This is a genomic window from Halpernia sp. GG3, from assembly GCF_052976925.2.
In genome coordinates, this window is sequence record NZ_JBRIIR020000013.1 from 49655 (window position 1) to 65685 (window position 16031).

15 protein-coding genes are annotated in these 16031 nt (G+C 33.6%); 7 read left to right on the forward strand and 8 right to left on the reverse strand.

The window, feature by feature from the left end; genetic code table 11:
* Positions 1-7 precede the first annotated feature (7 nt).
* The 3 genes from porM to ACVBED_RS07280 all read left to right on the forward strand — a co-directional run bounded on the left by porM (position 8) and on the right by ACVBED_RS07280 (position 3878).
* Positions 8-1573 (forward strand): type IX secretion system motor protein PorM/GldM, encoded by a 1566-nt coding sequence (gene porM, locus ACVBED_RS07270; protein WP_447121210.1) that lies wholly within the window; start codon positions 8-10, stop codon positions 1571-1573.
* Between the two features lie 244 nt (positions 1574-1817).
* The gene (gene porN, locus ACVBED_RS07275; RefSeq protein ID WP_447121247.1) at positions 1818-2696 is read left to right on the forward strand and encodes a type IX secretion system ring subunit PorN/GldN; all 879 of its coding nucleotides are present in this window, start codon (positions 1818-1820) and stop codon (positions 2694-2696) included.
* A gap of 111 nt (positions 2697-2807) precedes the next feature.
* Positions 2808-3878, forward strand: coding sequence for an NAD(P)/FAD-dependent oxidoreductase (locus tag ACVBED_RS07280; protein ID WP_447121211.1), 1071 nt, complete (start codon positions 2808-2810; stop codon positions 3876-3878).
* Between the two features lie 20 nt (positions 3879-3898).
* On the opposite strand, the gene ACVBED_RS07285 is transcribed toward ACVBED_RS07280, so the two are convergent.
* The gene (locus ACVBED_RS07285; protein WP_447121212.1) at positions 3899-4798 is read right to left on the reverse strand and encodes a CorA family divalent cation transporter; all 900 of its coding nucleotides are present in this window, start codon (positions 4796-4798) and stop codon (positions 3899-3901) included.
* Positions 4799-5128: 330 nt separating this feature from the next.
* Between ACVBED_RS07285 and ACVBED_RS07290 the strand changes: the two genes are divergently transcribed.
* Positions 5129-6151 carry a 3-oxoacyl-ACP synthase III family protein gene (locus ACVBED_RS07290; RefSeq protein WP_447121214.1) on the forward strand — a complete coding sequence of 341 codons (1023 nt, stop codon included), beginning with the start codon at positions 5129-5131 and terminating at the stop codon, positions 6149-6151.
* A 63-nt stretch (positions 6152-6214) separates the two neighbouring features.
* Here ACVBED_RS07290 and ACVBED_RS07295 read toward each other — a convergent pair whose 3' ends face one another.
* The 3 genes from ACVBED_RS07295 to ACVBED_RS07305 form a co-directional block, all read right to left on the reverse strand.
* Positions 6215-8629 (reverse strand): DUF5916 domain-containing protein, encoded by a 2415-nt coding sequence (locus ACVBED_RS07295; RefSeq protein ID WP_447121215.1) that lies wholly within the window; start codon positions 8627-8629, stop codon positions 6215-6217.
* A gap of 73 nt (positions 8630-8702) precedes the next feature.
* Positions 8703-11126 (reverse strand): DUF5916 domain-containing protein, encoded by a 2424-nt coding sequence (locus ACVBED_RS07300; protein ID WP_473094773.1) that lies wholly within the window; start codon positions 11124-11126, stop codon positions 8703-8705.
* Between the two features lie 98 nt (positions 11127-11224).
* Positions 11225-11995 (reverse strand): DUF3108 domain-containing protein, encoded by a 771-nt coding sequence (locus ACVBED_RS07305; protein ID WP_447121218.1) that lies wholly within the window; start codon positions 11993-11995, stop codon positions 11225-11227.
* Between the two features lie 157 nt (positions 11996-12152).
* On the opposite strand from ACVBED_RS07305, the gene ACVBED_RS07310 reads away from it, so the two are divergent.
* The 3 genes from ACVBED_RS07310 to ACVBED_RS07320 all read left to right on the forward strand — a co-directional run bounded on the left by ACVBED_RS07310 (position 12153) and on the right by ACVBED_RS07320 (position 13819).
* The gene (locus ACVBED_RS07310; RefSeq protein ID WP_447121219.1) at positions 12153-13205 is read left to right on the forward strand and encodes an NAD(P)/FAD-dependent oxidoreductase; all 1053 of its coding nucleotides are present in this window, start codon (positions 12153-12155) and stop codon (positions 13203-13205) included.
* Positions 13206-13233: 28 nt separating this feature from the next.
* Positions 13234-13563 (forward strand): 2Fe-2S iron-sulfur cluster-binding family protein, encoded by a 330-nt coding sequence (locus ACVBED_RS07315; RefSeq protein WP_447121220.1) that lies wholly within the window; start codon positions 13234-13236, stop codon positions 13561-13563.
* Positions 13564-13654: 91 nt separating this feature from the next.
* On the forward strand, positions 13655-13819 hold the full coding sequence (locus tag ACVBED_RS07320) for a phosphatidate cytidylyltransferase (protein WP_447121221.1): 165 nt from the start codon (positions 13655-13657) through the stop codon (positions 13817-13819).
* Positions 13820-13961: 142 nt separating this feature from the next.
* On the opposite strand, the gene ACVBED_RS07325 is transcribed toward ACVBED_RS07320, so the two are convergent.
* From ACVBED_RS07325 to ACVBED_RS07340, 4 genes are all read right to left on the reverse strand, one after another.
* Complete coding sequence (locus tag ACVBED_RS07325; RefSeq protein ID WP_447121223.1) at positions 13962-14273, reverse strand: hypothetical protein; 312 nt, start codon at positions 14271-14273, stop codon at positions 13962-13964.
* Positions 14274-14654: 381 nt separating this feature from the next.
* Positions 14655-14798, reverse strand: coding sequence for a hypothetical protein (locus ACVBED_RS07330; protein ID WP_447121224.1), 144 nt, complete (start codon positions 14796-14798; stop codon positions 14655-14657).
* Between the two features lie 55 nt (positions 14799-14853).
* The gene (locus tag ACVBED_RS07335; protein ID WP_447121225.1) at positions 14854-15237 is read right to left on the reverse strand and encodes a DUF3037 domain-containing protein; all 384 of its coding nucleotides are present in this window, start codon (positions 15235-15237) and stop codon (positions 14854-14856) included.
* The gene (locus tag ACVBED_RS07340; protein WP_447121248.1) at positions 15224-16009 is read right to left on the reverse strand and encodes a HipA family kinase; all 786 of its coding nucleotides are present in this window, start codon (positions 16007-16009) and stop codon (positions 15224-15226) included. The genes ACVBED_RS07335 and ACVBED_RS07340 overlap by 14 nt, the downstream gene beginning before the upstream one ends.
* Between the last annotated feature and the right edge of the window lie 22 nt (positions 16010-16031).

Sequence of the window (16031 nt, forward strand, 5' to 3'; positions counted from 1 at the left end):
TATTTAAATGGCTCAAGGAAAACAAACCCCTCGTCAGAAGATGATCAACCTGATGTATTTGGTTTTCATTGCAATGTTAGCAATGACAATCGATCAGGAAATCATCAGATCCTATCAGGATACGAATCAGTCTTTACAAGATACAAGAACTTTAACTCAGAATAATAATAAAATTTTTGAGACAACTTTAAAAGCAAAAGCTCAAAATTCTCCTGAAAATTTTCAGATTCCTCAGGAAAATTATCTTAAATTGAAAGCTAAAGCTGATTTATTAGTGAGTAATTTAGAGGGGATAAAACTGGAGTTAAAAAAAGATGCTGAATTTAATTCCGATCCAAATCAAACGGTGGAAGAGAATTTCACAGCATTAAACAATACGGAACCTTCTACCAAGATGTTTTTTTCAGATGGTGATGAAAATTCTCCTTCGAAAAAAGCAAAAGAAGTTCAGGATCAGATCAATGATTTTAGAACTTTTGTAAATCAAACTTTCGGTGGTAATAAGAGTATGAGTAGTGTTGTTCAGAGAGCTAATGCACAAATGTTAACAGTGTTACCTGCTAAAATTAAAGGTAAAAACTGGATTCAGTATAAATTTTATAATCAGCCATTAATTGCTGCCCTCTCTAATATGGAAGTGATTCAATCGTCTGTAAGAGGTATTCAGGGTGATGCATTATCTTTAATGTTGCAGGAAAAAATTGATGCAGATATTAAATTTGATGCTTATCAAGCAATAGTCTCAGCACCAACACAAGTAGTACAAGGTGAAACTGCAGTTGCAAAAGTGTCTATAGGTAATTATTCTAATTCTGTTCCTGGTTTATCAATGCCAGGTTTAACAGTTACGAATGGTCAGGGTGTTACAAATTTACCAACAGGAGAAATTGGACAAAGAAATTTTTCCGGAAATATTTCATTTACTGATGTTAAAGGGGTAATTCATAATCTGCCTTACAGCCAAATTTATAATGTGGTTTCTGGTGTTAATGAATTAAAAGCACAAGCAGGAGCCTTATTATCTGCTGACAAGATGAATGTCTTATACAGAGGTTTAGGAAATCCAATTACTGGATCTATATTAGGTGCTGACACATCTGGACTTTCACTTTCAGCGCCAGGTGCTTCTGTAAGTGGTGGAAAAGGGAAATGGACGGTAACGCCAGGAGGTGGTTCAACGGTTAGTCTTACAATTTCTGGTAAAGATTCTAAGGGCAAAACTATATCGCAGTCATTCCCTTTCAGAATTAAAAATATTCCGCCGCCAGTTGGTGAAGTTCAGGGTAAATCTGTGGTTTCGATGCCTGCGAGCTCAATCCCAAATCAAAAAGTGAGTGCAGTGATGCCTGATTTTGATTTCCCGGTGAGTTTTACAGTGAACAGTTTTATGTTTAAAGTTCCTGGTCGGGCAGCTTTATTGGTGAATGGAAATTCACTTAGTGGAGTAGCAGGTTTAACCAAGAATTTAAGAAATGGGGACGTTGCATATATTTATAATATTTCAGCAACCGCTACAGGTTTGGGAAGTCAAGTATTAAAACAAATTCCACCTGTTGTAATAAACGTACAGTAATTGCGTTTTAAATAAAAATATAAGTTTCTAAAAAATGAGAAAGATATTATTTCTGCTTTTAGCTTTAAGTTTTTTAGGGTTAAATGCCCAAAAAAGAAAAAAAACGTCGAAGAGAAAGGTAAAAACTACGAAGGCTGTTCAGCCAAAAGTTGACATGAGTGCAGATACGGGTAATGCTCAGGCTGCAGCTAATGTTGATGTAACTCCCGCAGCGGCGGTAGTTCCGGATGAGCCCATCAATTCAATGTCCATATTAAATGCAAAATCGCCGGAATCTTTCAGAAAGTATAGAGATTTAGGTATGATAAAACGCGGGGACTCGATGGTTTCCACAAAAATTGATCCGTTAAAATACGGTTTCATTGAAGACAAAGACATTCTAAAAAGTATGGTTACGTGGGAGATTTTAGATTTAAATGAAAAACTGAATCAACCTTTTTATCATAATGAAGATGGTTTAGTATCTCAAAATAAATCTTTGTATCAAATTCTTTTAGATGCCATAAATGATGGATCAATTAAAGAAGTTTATGATGATGAGCTTTTCACTACAAGATTGAGTGCAGAAGCAATTAAGGCGAGAACCAGTCATTCCCAGCTAAGCGATGCGGGAACAGATTTAATTAATCAAAATGGTAAACTTACTGCTGATCAGCTAAAAGAAAATACCAACATTTATGAAACTAAAACTGAAAATGTAAAGCTTTTAAAAATTAAAGGAATGTGGTACATAGACAAAAGAGATGGTGAAATGAAATACCGTCTTCTAGGTATTTGTGCTATGGGCCAGGATCCTTCTACCATGGGTCAATACGGACCTGATGGTAAACCTATAGCTTCCAAAGATGAATTGATTGATCTATTTTGGGTATATTATCCCGCCGCACGTCAAGTTTTAGCTAATAACATAGTGTTCAACAATAAAAACTTGTCTACAAATGTGAGCTATGACGATATTCTGAATGCGCGCCGTTTCTCCTCAATTATCTATAAAGTTGATAATGGTCTAGGAAATGGAGTTATAAAAGATTATATTCCAAAGGATGCGCAGGCACAATTGGATGAAAGTGACCGTATCAAAAACCAGATTTTACAGATGGAGAACGATATGTGGTCTTATTAAAAACAAGTAAAATTATTTAAAAAAAACCTGAGTAAATTTGCTCAGGTTTTTTTCTTTGTATAAAATAGCGCTTAGCAAACTTTATTAAACTAAACCAAGTGTACATCATTTATGACTTTTGAAATCGGTAATAATTCCCTTATACGAAATATAGATTACATAATCGTCGGCGATGGTTATGCTGCTTTGTTCTTTGCGCATCAACTCATAAGAAATAAGAAAACTTTTTTGCTTTTCTCCGGCGGTGAAAAGGCTGCCTCACACATTTCCGCGGGTATAATAAATCCTTTGGTTTTAAAACGTTTTACGCGGTTTTGGTTGGCGCAGGAACAGATTAATGCTTTGCAGGAAACTTTAAAGGAAATTGAAAATTACACAGGTAAAAATTATTGGATAAATGAACCAATTCATAGAATTTTACATGATGAGATGGAACGGGAAGTTTGGTTAAATAAAAGTAAAAGAGAAGATCTTATTCCTTTTCTTAGCCCTAATTTTGACACTTTAGAAACTGTAAAAAATCCTTTTAAAACTGGTGAAGTTTTACAATCGGGAAGATTAAATGTTGAAGGTTTTTTTTCAGATATTTTCTCTTATTTAAAATCTACCAATTCTTTTATAAATGAATTTTTTAAGTATGAAGAGGTTAATTTAGAAGACAATATTTATCAGAATATAAAATTTAAACAAATCGTTTTTGCTGAGGGAATCGCAGTTAGAAATAATCCGTTTTTTAAAGATATTCCTTTAATTCCTAACAAAGGTCATCAGTTAAATCTTAAACTATCAGAATCTTTGGGTAATAAAACTTTTAAGAAGAAGTATTTTCTTTTCCCAATGTCTAAAGGTAAATATTATTACGGCGGGACGCATGACCGCGACCATCTCGAAAATAAAATCAATCAGGATTCATTAAATGATTTAAAAAAATCTCTCGAGGACTTTTATGAAAATAAGTACGAAGTGACAGGTATAAATTTCGCCTTTCGGGCAACTGTGGAAGACAGAAGACCGATCTTGGGTAGACATGAGAAATATAAAACGCTGTACGTTTTAAATGGTTTGGGTGCGCGTGGGATTTTAAATGGAAATTATTTTGCAAAAGATCTCTTTAATTTTATTGAAATTGCTCAACCATTGATGGAGGAAGTAGATTTGAGAAGATTTCAAGTACCGACATAATTCTTTGTAATTCGTTGACATTACCATTTTTTACTTCGCATATACATAAAAATGATGATCTCAATCGTGAGCATTAGTCCTAAAACATAATAATAGCCATGTTTTAGATGAAGTTCCGGCATTATTTCAAAATTCATTCCATAAACTCCCGCAATGAAGGTGATGGGTAAAAAATACACAGAAAATATTGCCAAAAGCTTCATAACCTGATTGGCCTTTTGATCTGAAAGTGCAATAAACATTGAAATTAAATTGGTAACCTGCGCATTCAGATGATCAAAATCTGCAATCACATCTTTGTGTTTGTCTTTAAGATCAACTACTTCAGAATCCATCAGATCTAATAATTTAAACTTATCAACCCAGTCAGCAGAAATATTTAGAATTCTGGTATTGAGTCCGGCTTTTCTTTTTAATTTATAAAGTCTGCGGATCTGGTTTGAGTCGTGGGAATTTCTAAGAAAAATTTGGTCTTCCATTGTCTCCAGAATTTCCAGCAAATGACTGCCTTCATTATCATAAGATTTAAGGACTTTCATACCCAAGAGAAGTGCAATATCTTCCTTCCTTATCGCCTCTGATCTTTTTCCGGCTTCCACTTTCGTTTCCTGCACACTTCGGTTTTTCATCCTATGAACGGTGATAATTGTTTTTTCAAAAATAAACATACCAAGTTTAGTACTTACGTCGCTGATGCTGTTGAGATTTGTGCGTTCAAGTTCCGTATTCTCACGCATCAGATAAAACATCACATCATCTACCTTTTCAAATTTTGGAAGATGATTGGCGTCTATCGTATCTTCTAAAAGTAAGTGGTTTATTGAATAGCGTTCGTGGATAAATTTTAGATCCTCAGAAGTTGGTGCTACAACGTCGATCCATTCACAGTGTTCGTTTTTGAGAAAAATTTCTATCGCCATTTCGCAAATTTAATATAAAAAGTCTTCTTTAAAATAATTATTTTTAGGTAGTTTTTTGACTTTGCAGAATGCTTTCGTATAATTTTTTGTAGTCGACATTTGCCTAATTTAAAATCTATTTTTTATTGGGCAGCTTTTCCGCCCTCCGTTCCCGCTTTTTTGTTCGCCGTTCCTCCTTACAAAAAGAGCTTCACTCAGGTCGGGCTGTAGTTTTCAGCTATTAATAAATCTAGTTTTTACATGTAAAATTTGGTAAAATTTTATTTTTTTAAGGCATAAATTTTTTATTGTAAATCCAAAAAACTTAATTTTGCTATAAATTGAAAAGGAATGCTTAAAAGTCTTATAGCCGGGATCGGACATTATGTGCCAGAAAATATAGTAACCAACGATGATTTGTCAAAATTAATGTCTACAAATGATGAATGGATCACAGAAAGAACCGGAATAAAACAAAGACACCACCGCAAAAACAGAAATGATTCCGAAGAAACGACGGCGTTTCTAGGTTTTAAAGCCGCAGAAAATGCTTTAAAAAATGCAAATTTAACCGCAAAGGATTTAGATTTTATTGTGTTCGCAACCTTAAGTCCAGATTATTTTTTTCCCGGTTGTGGCGTTTTAATTCAGGAATTGTTGGGTTGTGATACTATTGGTGCGTTAGATGTTAGAAACCAATGTTCTGGGTTTGTTTATGCGATGAGTGTTGCAAATGCCTTTATAAAAGCAGGCGAATATAAAAATATATTGGTTGTAGGCGCCGAAGTTCATTCTTTTGGTCTGGATTTTTCTGATGCTGGCAGAGGTGTTTCTATTATTTTTGGCGACGGAGCTGGCGCTGTTATATTATCTGCTTCAAATGACGAAAATAAGAACGGAATTTTGGCTACAAATTTACATTCTGAAGGAAAATACGCCGAAGAATTATGTACGAAATTCCCAGGTTCAAAATTTGGATGGAGTGACAGAACACTATTGGAACCTGGCGTCATAACTCCTGAAGAAATTTATCCTGTAATGAACGGTAACTTTGTCTTCAAACATGCCGTAACGCGCTTCCCAGAAACAATTATGGAGGTTTTAGGCAAAGCAGGAAAAACTTTGGAAGATTTAGATATGTTTATTCCACATCAGGCAAACCTTAGAATTGCTCAGTTCGTTCAGAAGAAATTAAACCTACCAGAAGAAAAAATATTTAATAATATTCAAAAATATGGTAACACAACTGCCGCTTCAATTCCTTTAGCTTTAAGTGAGGCGATAGAACAAGGAAAAGTAAAGCGGGGCGATCTTGTCTGTTTATCAGCTTTTGGCAGCGGTTTTACTTGGGGAAGTATTCTTTTTGAATATTAATTCTTTTTGCTATTGCCAGTAACAATATTTTTAAGCGCGGGAATATTTTGTCTTAAATTGGGATCAACCTTTTTTCAGTAACTTTTTAACCGAATTATAATCAATATAATAAGTAATTTTCAAACTCAAAGTATTATTGATCGGCTCATTAAATAAATCTTTAAAATTATTTCTAAGATTAATTCTAGAATAATCTAAATCATTTTGAACTGCATTTTGATAAAGCAAAGTAAGCTGGCTTCCCGGTGCGAAATACCATGAATAACGAAGATCTATATTCCAGGAATTGTAAGTTTGGTTATTTTTAGTGTAATTATCAATTTCAGAAACGCGACCATTATCCTGTAAAATTCCAAAACTTTTGTAATTAACCTCCGTGTAATAATGGCGCAAAGTAAAACTAAGAGACATTTTGTTATTTAAAGTGTATTGCGAAGTAAGGCTGTTTGTAAAAGTATTTCTATCTCTGGTGCCTATATAAATGTTAGAATTTTGATTTCCCGCAAAACCTTTTTCTTGATTGCTGATGTTTGAAGTTCCTTGATAACCGAGTGAAAAATGGTCTGAAAAACGATATTTAAAACCCAGTTCATTATACATCCTATTTCTTCCCGTTTGGTCGTACATATAGTAATCTATTCCAAAATTATACGTCAATTTTTTGCGGTTGTCAGAATTAAAATAGACATATGGATTTATATTTGCCGGAATAAAAAGATATTTTCCAAATTGTCTAGGCTCATAAAGATCATTTGCACCAATTGGATATACGTGAAGCCCAAAAGTATAATTTCTAAATTTTTTATCCTGTAAATTAAGATTACTTTGATAATCCAGAGATTTAAAAAGATCTGTATCTATTCTTCTTGAGTAATTAATATTGTTATTCCAGTTGATGTTATTAAAACTTTTATTAGGTTGCAAAAGGTGATAACCGTAATAACCATGAAAGTTATAAAAATTGGTAGCTCCGGTATAGCCTAAATCATCAATATTATAATTTTTTGATATGGACTCAAAATCAAATGAGTATTGACTTTTACCAAATATTTTTCCCGCACCTGTAGAAATGTCTGTTCCAAATATTTTGCTGCCATCTTTCACATAACTGCCTTTTAAATCCCCATAAACGTTGTACTCATTTTTTTTATCTGTTAAATTTACTAAAAGCGCTGTTGCATTCGCATCACGAAAATTTCCCGCACGCGTTACATTTGTGTTTATAAAAGAAACTGAAGAATTTCCATTAAAACGTTGGTCGAGAACAATAACGTTGTAATTTGCAAGCGGTTCTAAAGTTTCTGTCCGGATTGCTCCAGTAATATTGTTAGTGATATCCACATCTGTTTTTTTCGTAATTCCATTAAAAAAACCAATTCCCAAGCCTTTATTTGTTCTTCCAGAGATTTTCGTTGCATTTAAAAGTTTTACTTTTTGAATACCTCCAACTACACTTTCATTATTACTTAAATTGGGATTTCTCGAAGGATAATCTCCCACACGCCTGGAATAAAATAAGTTTCCTTTACTGAATAATTCTGTGCCTTCAGTAAAAAAAGATCTTTTTTCAGAAAATTGCTGTTCAAAAGGTCCGAGATTTAAAACATTATCGTCAAAAGCGGTTTGTCCAAAATCAGGTATTAAGGTCGTGTCTAACGTAAAAGCGTCATTAAGACCATATTTTACATCCATTCCACCATTCACACTTGCTGTATTTTTGTGGTTGTAATTATTTAAATAAGTAGAAAAGTAGGGCAAAAAAGATAATCTTACAGGGGTGTTTATGTTTTTGATACCATTTAAAACTCCATCAAAAAGTAACAGCGAATTTTTTTTATTATCTACAAAATTCCAGGTGGTCTTTACTTTGTTTCTGCGGGTAAATCTTATGAAATTTATTCCCCATTTTTGAATATCTTTTTTTGGAAACCGCAGTTCAGAAAAAGGTATTTTCATTTCTAACGACCATCCATTTTCATTTATTTTTGCAGCGCTAAACCAAACTGCGCTCCAGTTTCCATCTTCGTTATCATTAGTAAGTTTTGCGTCAACCTGAACGCCACTAGGCATAACAATAAATTCTAAACTTTGCTGCCTGTCATTATAACCATTTATTAAGAAATCAAAAAAATCATCATTTCCAACATTATCACGCTCTACCAATTCTTTTGAAATTTTACCTGGTTCCGGATCATACATCATCGCACTAATGTAAAGTGCGGTATCATCGTATAAAATTTTCACTTCAGTTCTAAATTCTTGTGCTTCTGATTTTCCATTTTCTGGTTGAAATTCTACGAAATTTTTCGCAATCGGAACATTTTTCCACACTTCATCATCTAAAAGGCCGTCGATTTTTGGTGCTTGTGAAGTTTTAATAGCCGTAATTTCTTTCCGAATTATACTGTCATTTTCTTTTTTTTGACTGAAAGTAAATTGACAAAAGAAACAGGTGGAAATTAAATAAAAGAGTTTCATGTATTGCTTTTAAAGTAAGACAACTGCCACTGATAAAACATTACATTAAAGAAAAATATAAATTTTTATGTCGTTACGTAACTTTTAATTTTAAAAGTTTTCGCACAGAACTATAATCGATATAGTAAGTTATTTTTAAACTTAATGTATTATTCATTGGCTCATTAAATAAATTTTTAAAATTATTTTTAAAGTCTATTTTAGAATAATTTAAATTATTTTGGGATGCATTCTGATAAAGCAAAGTCAATTGACTTCCAGGTGCGAAATACCAAGAGTAACGCAAATCCACATTCCAAGCATTATAGGTTCGATTATTACTAGTAAAATTATTAACCTGAGAAACGCGTCCGTTATCTTGTAAAATTCCAAATTTATTGTAAGTAACCTCAGAATAATAGTGCCTCAGGCTAAAACTAAATGCCATTTTATTGTTCAACGTATATTGAGATGTGATACTGTTTATAATTGTAGCTCTGTCCCGCGTGCCTAAGTAAATATTATCATTAGCTCTTCCCACGAATCCCTGTTCATAATTACTAATGTTATAATTACCTGTATAATGTAATGAAAAATGATCTGATAATCTGTAACCTAGATCAATTTCATTATTTATTCTTTGGATTTCTTTTTGAAAGTAAATATAATAATCAAATGAAAAATAATAGGTGAGTTTTTTACGGTTGTCTGAACTAAAATAAAAAAATGGATTAACGAATGCTGGCCTGAACAAATATTTACCAAAAGTTCTGGGTTCATATAAATCATTTTCACCAAGTGGAGTGATCAGCAAACCGCCGCCATAGTTGCGGAATTTTTTATCTAAAAATCCAATATCGGTATGGATTGTAAAAGCTTTAAATAAATCTGTATCTAATCTTCTGGCATAATTAAAGTCAAGATTCCAGTTTATGTTGTTAAATTTTTCATTAGGCTGCAAAAGACTATATTTATATTTTGCATGCGTGTTAATAAAATTTGTTTCTCCAGTATAACCTAAATCATCAATGTTGTAGTTTTTTGAAATGGCTTCAAAGTCAAAAGAATATCTGCTTTTTCCAAAAATTTTGCCAACACCTCCGTTGATGTCGGTGCCAAAAGTGGGGGTGCCATCTTTCACATAGCTTCCTTTAAAACCACCAAATATTTTATATTTATTTTTTTTATCTGTCAAATTCAGTAAAAGTGCGGTTGCATTTGCGTCTCTGAAATCACCGGCACGCGTCACGTTGGTATTAATTAAAGAGACAGAAGAATTTCCATTAAAGCGCTGATCTAAGACAATCACATTATAATTTGTCAGAGGTTCTAGCGTCTCTTTCCGCGTGATTCCGGTTAAATTGTTTGATATATCGACATCGGTTTTTTCTGTTACGCCATTAAAAAAACCTATTCCCAAACCAGAATTGGTGCGTCCAGATATTTTGGTAGCATTTAATAACTTTACTTTTTGGATGCTTCCAACCAAAGTTTCATCGGTTCCTAAATTAGGATTTCGGGAGGGATAATCTCCCACACGCCTGGAATAAAATAAGTTTCCTTTGCTAAATAATTCCGTGCCCTCCGTGAAGAACGCACGTTTTTCTGCAAACTGCTGTTCAAATGGGCTTAAATTTAAGGTGTTATCATCAAAGGCTGTTTGTCCGAAATCTGGAATCAGTGTGGTGTCTAAAGTGAAAGCATCATTGATGCCATATTTTACGTCCATTCCGCCGTTTACACTTGTGGTCGTTTTATTGTTGTAATTATTGATGTAAGTGGAAAAATACGGAAGAAAAGAAAGACGTAAAGGAGGTTTTATGTTTTCAATACCATTTAAAATACCATCGTAAAGCGTAAACGAACCTTTTTTATTATCAACGAAATTCCAGCTTGCTTTTATTTTTTTTCTACGTATAAACCGCACAAAATTCACTCCCCACTCCTGAATATCCTTCTTAGGAAAACGCAATTCTGAATAAGGAATTTTCATCTCTACAGTCCACCCATCATTTTCTATTTTTGCTGCGCTATACCAAACGCCGCTCCAGTTGGTGTCTTCACCATAATCTGTGGTCAGTTTTGCATCAAATTGCACTCCCGTGGGCATCAGTGTAAATTCTAAACTTTGCTGTTTGTCGTTATAACCGTTAATTAAAACATTAAAATAATCATCATTACCAATATGATCACGTTCTACAAGTTCTTTTGAAATTTTAGAAGGTTCAGGATCATACATTTTTGCGCCAAAATAAATTCCGGTATCATCGTACAAAATTTTTACTTCCGTCCGAAAAGCTGGATCTTCTGGTTTTCCGTTTTCAGGATCTTTCTCGACGAAATTTTTAGCGACTTGCGCATTTTGCCACACTTCTTCATCTAAAATCCCATCTATTTTAACTGAAGAATTAATTTTGACAGCATTGATTCTTTTTCTGAATATACTGTCTTCGCCCTTTTTTTGGGCAAAAGAAGTGACAGATATAATGCATAAGGTTAGGATCGTGAAAAATTTCATTCCATGGTTTTAAATAAAGACAATAATTTGCAGAAATTTTTTAAATTAATTTAAAAAATCGAGCAAATATCGGCTTTTTTGTCATTATGCAAAAGACATTACTTTGAAAAATTAAGCGGATACTTTACATTTTTAAAACCGTCAATATCTGCTTTAAGTGATCCGACCGCTAAATCTGCTTTTAATGCAATTGGTAGGTGATTTTGGTCGTTTGTAACCCACATAGTTACGCTCTCGTTGTCTTTAAAAACCCTGCCGCTGATAACAGACGGAATAATTTTAAGACAGTTTACAGTTCCAAATTTTGTTTTTAAATCTTCTGTTCCCATTACTTTTAACTGAAAGGGAAAAAGCGACTTATCGATCCAGATATTAATTTTTATAACTGCTCCAGGTTTTAACAGCAGTGAATCCAAACTTCTCAAATAATAAAAGGCCGACAACATATCCTGAACTCCTTTCACAGTTTTGATAATTTTGGAGCCATTTGCAACATTTTCTTTATCAGTTAAAATTACAGTTTGGTTTCGGTGGTTAAAAACACTTTCAAAATGTTGAGTATAATTACCTTCATGCACATTTCGCACGTAAAAACTAGGTAAACCTGTTGAAATATTTATAAAACTTTCGTAGATATCATCAACTTTAAAAAAAGCACGGACTGCGCCCGTGGTTTTTCCTTCACCTTTCACATAAAAATGGGGGACATTATCGTAATTTGTTTTTAATGAAGTCAGTTTTGCAGTTCCGGCATTCAGAAATCCGTAATGAATTCTGTATATCAACTGTTCGCCGGAGTTTATATTATCCATCTGCGCGAAAGTAAGCGTAAACGCTAAAAACGTTATTATGCTTAAAAATTTTTTCATAGATGTGATTTTACAAATACATTGCCAAATTAAAACAATCATTTAATTCTGCCATACTGTGCCAGTAAATCATAATTTTGAGTGATATTTGTCAGCGGTCTTTCTTATAAAATTTAGTAAATTTGCGACATTAGTTTTAAGTTAAATATACTATTAAATGATTAGCACAGATTTATTAATTATTGGAGCCGGACCAACCGGGCTATTTGCCGTATTTGAAGCAGGTCTACTTAAGATGAAATGCCATCTCATCGATGCACTTCCACAACCTGGCGGGCAATTAACTGAGCTTTATCCAAAAAAACCAATCTTTGATATTCCTGGTTATCCAACGGTGAATGCGGGGGAGTTAGTTGATAATTTAATGGAACAGATCAAACAATTTCAACCAGGTTTTACTTTGGGGGAAACTGCTGAAACAATCTCTAAATTAGAAGACGGCACTTTTGAAATTACTACCAATAAAGGAACAGTTCACCACGCAAAAGCTGTAGCAATTGCAGGTGGTTTGGGAACTTTTGAACCAAGAAAACCAACTTTGGAAAATATTGAAAAGTTTGAAGAAAATGGTGTAGAATATTTTGTAAAGGAACCTGAACATTTTAGAAATAAAAAAATTGTGATTGCTGGTGGTGGAGATTCTGCGTTGGATTGGGCAATTTTCTTATCTGATATTGCAACTGATGTCACTTTAATTCACCGCAGAAATGAATTTCGTGGCGCCTTGGATTCTGTAGAAAAAGTTCAGGCTCTAAAGGATTCTGGAAAAATCAAGTTAATTACTCCTGCAGAAGTTGTAGGTCTGAAAGGTGACACTCACATAAATGGAATTACGATTAAGTCCAATGAAGAAATTATAGATATAGAAACGGATTTCTTTATTCCACTTTTTGGCTTGACGCCGAAATTAGGTGCAATCGCAAATTGGGGTTTAGAAATTGAAAAAAATGCGATCAAAGTTAACAACGCTTTAGACTACCAGACGAATATTGATGGGGTTTACGCAATAGGCGATGTAAACACTTATCCAGGAAAACTAAAATTAATTTTATGCGGTTTTCATGAAGCTACAATGATGTGTCAAAGTGTTTATAACCGCTTAAATCCTGGTAAAAAATATGTTCTAAAATATACAACTGTGAGTGGAGTAGATGGTTTTGATGGGACCAGAAAAGAAGCTGAAAAAGCAGTTGTGATGAAAATTGACTAATTTACCTCAATAAATATTTCGCTTAGCCATGCAAGACATTAATCTAAAAATTACAGACAGAAACGGAAAACTTCACGAAGTAGTTGTTCCGACTGATATGTCAATGAATTTAATGGAAGTAATTCGCTCTTACGAGATCGCGGACGAAGGTACAGTCGGCGTTTGCGGTGGAATGGCAATGTGCGCGTCTTGTCAGGTTTATGTAAAAAATAATTTTAATCTACCTGAAATGGAAGCGGAAGAAGATGCAATGCTAGGTGAAGCTTATCACGTGCTTGAAAATAGCAGGCTAGGTTGTCAAATTCCGATTACAGCTCAATTAGAGGGCTTAGAAGTTACTGTAGCACCATATCCATAAAATTTTTTAAAATTTTTTTAAGTGAATATTTAATGGCAAGTTATTTGTTAAAATTTTTCTAACAAAATAATTAACGTTTAAAATAATTGCTATGAAAAAATTCGCATTATTAAGTTTAGTTTTAGTGACATTAGGCAGTTTGCAAAGTTGCGCAGTGATTGGAGATGTTTTTAAAGCCGGGATGTGGTGGGGAATTATCGTCGTAGTTGCAGTTGCAGCAGTCATTATTTGGCTTTTTGGAAAAGGCAAAAGCTAATAGAAAATTAGAAAGCACCATTTTTAAAATGGTGCTTTTTTTAATATTTAGCAAATACAAGTTACTGTATTATAAATCTGAAATTTTTAGAAAGTAATATTTAGTAATCTTATTGAGCCTTATGCTTTCTAATGAAGTCAATTCATTTAACAGACGCCTGACCTGTTATTCCTAAGATATTTTCAAATGTTTCACTTGCTCCTGGAATTTCGCCATTTGCATGCATTTTCCAATGTTTTCCTACGCAATTCATATATGACATTTCAATGCCATTTTCCCACATTTTTTCAATGAAAGTTTGAGGCGATAATGGTTCATGTTTAAAAGGTTTACCAACAATAGAGGTCATCAATTCAGTATTCTCATAAAAAGTTTTTGCATCTGCACTTAATCGGTAAGTTTTGCCATTATGCAATTGTGGCTGGCTCAAAGTAATCGCTGTAACTTTGGCCACATCATCTGCGTCAACCCAACTTTATATTGAGTCACTAGCATATCCGTTAATTATTCCTCCTTTTGTTGCCTTATCACTGTCGTAACTTAATAGGTTTTGCATAAAATCCTTCGGACGAAGATGGGGAAAGAAAAGCCAAGATCGTTCTACCAATTGATGCCAAACCCGGTGTCAAACTTTTGCGTCAACTGGTCCACAAGCTCCTGAATGAACTATATGTTTTATGCCCGCTTTTTTTGCGTTATCCGCCATTACTTTGCTTTACGCAAGCATATCAACAGTATAACCTGTTGCCATAAACATGACATCTATTCCTTCGAAAGCAGGTAAATGCGTGTGAGCGTTATCAAAATCTAAAATAGCTGTCGCAATCCCTTGTTCTTAAATAATTTTTGCTTTTTCGGCAGATCTTACGGCTGCAACTACGGTTACATCAGTATTTTTAAGAAGAATTTGTAACGTTTTACCCCCTACTTGTCCCGTTGCGCCAGTAATTAATATTCTTGGTATTTTTTTATTTGTCATTTAATTTTTTGATAATATTTTTTGTTGCAGATTTAAATATATTTCTTAATTCAACTCACAAAACCAATTCTTGAAATAATCTTTCAAATGTTTTGTCTAAATTTTGACTTAAACCAACATGTGGTCTTGAAGTTTGTAAACAAGAACTTCGGACCGCATTTAGCCAACGAAATCTTTCCGGAATTTCTAACATTGCAATATTTCCACCACATTCTTCTCCCTTTGCAATATGCAGGAATGATTTTAAATTAATTTCTAAATCTTCCAAAATTTCTCGTGAAAAGAAGTGCGTTAATTTTTCTTTATTTAAAAAATAGTCACAGTGAATATATTTTTCTTTTTTACTAAACAAAATTAATCCCACATTAAAGAATTCTTCTCGCTCCACTTTTGGCAGAGCGCGGATCACAGCGTATTCGTAAAGTTTAAACTCTTGCATCTTCCGCCGTTTTTATAAATATTTCAGAATTCTCAAGCCGAATGCTTAAAAACTCAACGTACACCTTTTTTATCTCTTCCGGTGAAAGTTGTGTATCTCGCCATTGAAGCCACTCATCAGGAATTAAATTGACGATCGTATATAAAATTTCAGGTGTAATTTTTGATTTAAATTCTTTATCAATTTTACTTAATTCTGTTGCTTTATTTAATAAAACGTGGTCTTTAATTAAAGTAAAAGGTGTTTTTGCTTTTTCTTCCCAACCATCCCAAGAATGATGAAAGTACAATGATGCACCAAAATCTATTAACCATAATTCGCGATTCCAAATTAGCATATTTGTATTGCGAAACGTTCGATCAATATTTGTTAAAAAAGCATCCAGCCAAACAATTTTCGATGCAGTTTCTGCGTCAATGTCCATTACTGAAGCGTCAAAATTAATGGCGCCAGAAAGAAAATGCATGGCTAAATTTAAACCTGTACTTCCTTTTAATAAATCCTGAATTTCTTCGTCGGCTTCAGTTCTTCCGAAGTTCTCATCTAAATTCGCGAAAACCAATTCGGGCATTTTTAAACCAAGAAACCTTGCAAGTTCACCACCTATTAATTCTGAAATCAACATTTTTACGCCATGACCCGCACCGCGGAATTTTAAAACATATTTAAAATCATCGTCGGCTTCTGCTAATGCTGGCAATGAACCGCCTTCACGTAAAGGCAAAATATAGCGCGTAACAGTTACGGTTCGTAAATTTAATTCTGTTGAAATCATTAAGCGCAAAATTACAAAA

Coding starts and splice junctions, on each gene's coding strand:
- ACVBED_RS07330 (WP_447121224.1), bottom strand. CDS start 14,798: ATGACAAATAAAAAAATACCAAGAATATTAATTACTGGCGCAACGGGA.
- ACVBED_RS07285 (WP_447121212.1), bottom strand. CDS start 4,798: ATGGCGATAGAAATTTTTCTCAAAAACGAACACTGTGAATGGATCGAC.
- ACVBED_RS07280 (WP_447121211.1), top strand. CDS start 2,808: ATGACTTTTGAAATCGGTAATAATTCCCTTATACGAAATATAGATTAC.
- ACVBED_RS07320 (WP_447121221.1), top strand. CDS start 13,655: ATGAAAAAATTCGCATTATTAAGTTTAGTTTTAGTGACATTAGGCAGT.
- porN (WP_447121247.1), top strand. CDS start 1,818: ATGTCCATATTAAATGCAAAATCGCCGGAATCTTTCAGAAAGTATAGA.
- porM (WP_447121210.1), top strand. CDS start 8: ATGGCTCAAGGAAAACAAACCCCTCGTCAGAAGATGATCAACCTGATG.
- ACVBED_RS07295 (WP_447121215.1), bottom strand. CDS start 8,629: ATGAAACTCTTTTATTTAATTTCCACCTGTTTCTTTTGTCAATTTACT.
- ACVBED_RS07315 (WP_447121220.1), top strand. CDS start 13,234: ATGCAAGACATTAATCTAAAAATTACAGACAGAAACGGAAAACTTCAC.
- ACVBED_RS07310 (WP_447121219.1), top strand. CDS start 12,153: ATGATTAGCACAGATTTATTAATTATTGGAGCCGGACCAACCGGGCTA.
- ACVBED_RS07290 (WP_447121214.1), top strand. CDS start 5,129: ATGCTTAAAAGTCTTATAGCCGGGATCGGACATTATGTGCCAGAAAAT.
- ACVBED_RS07305 (WP_447121218.1), bottom strand. CDS start 11,995: ATGAAAAAATTTTTAAGCATAATAACGTTTTTAGCGTTTACGCTTACT.
- ACVBED_RS07335 (WP_447121225.1), bottom strand. CDS start 15,237: ATGCAAGAGTTTAAACTTTACGAATACGCTGTGATCCGCGCTCTGCCA.
- ACVBED_RS07300 (WP_473094773.1), bottom strand. CDS start 11,126: ATGAAATTTTTCACGATCCTAACCTTATGCATTATATCTGTCACTTCT.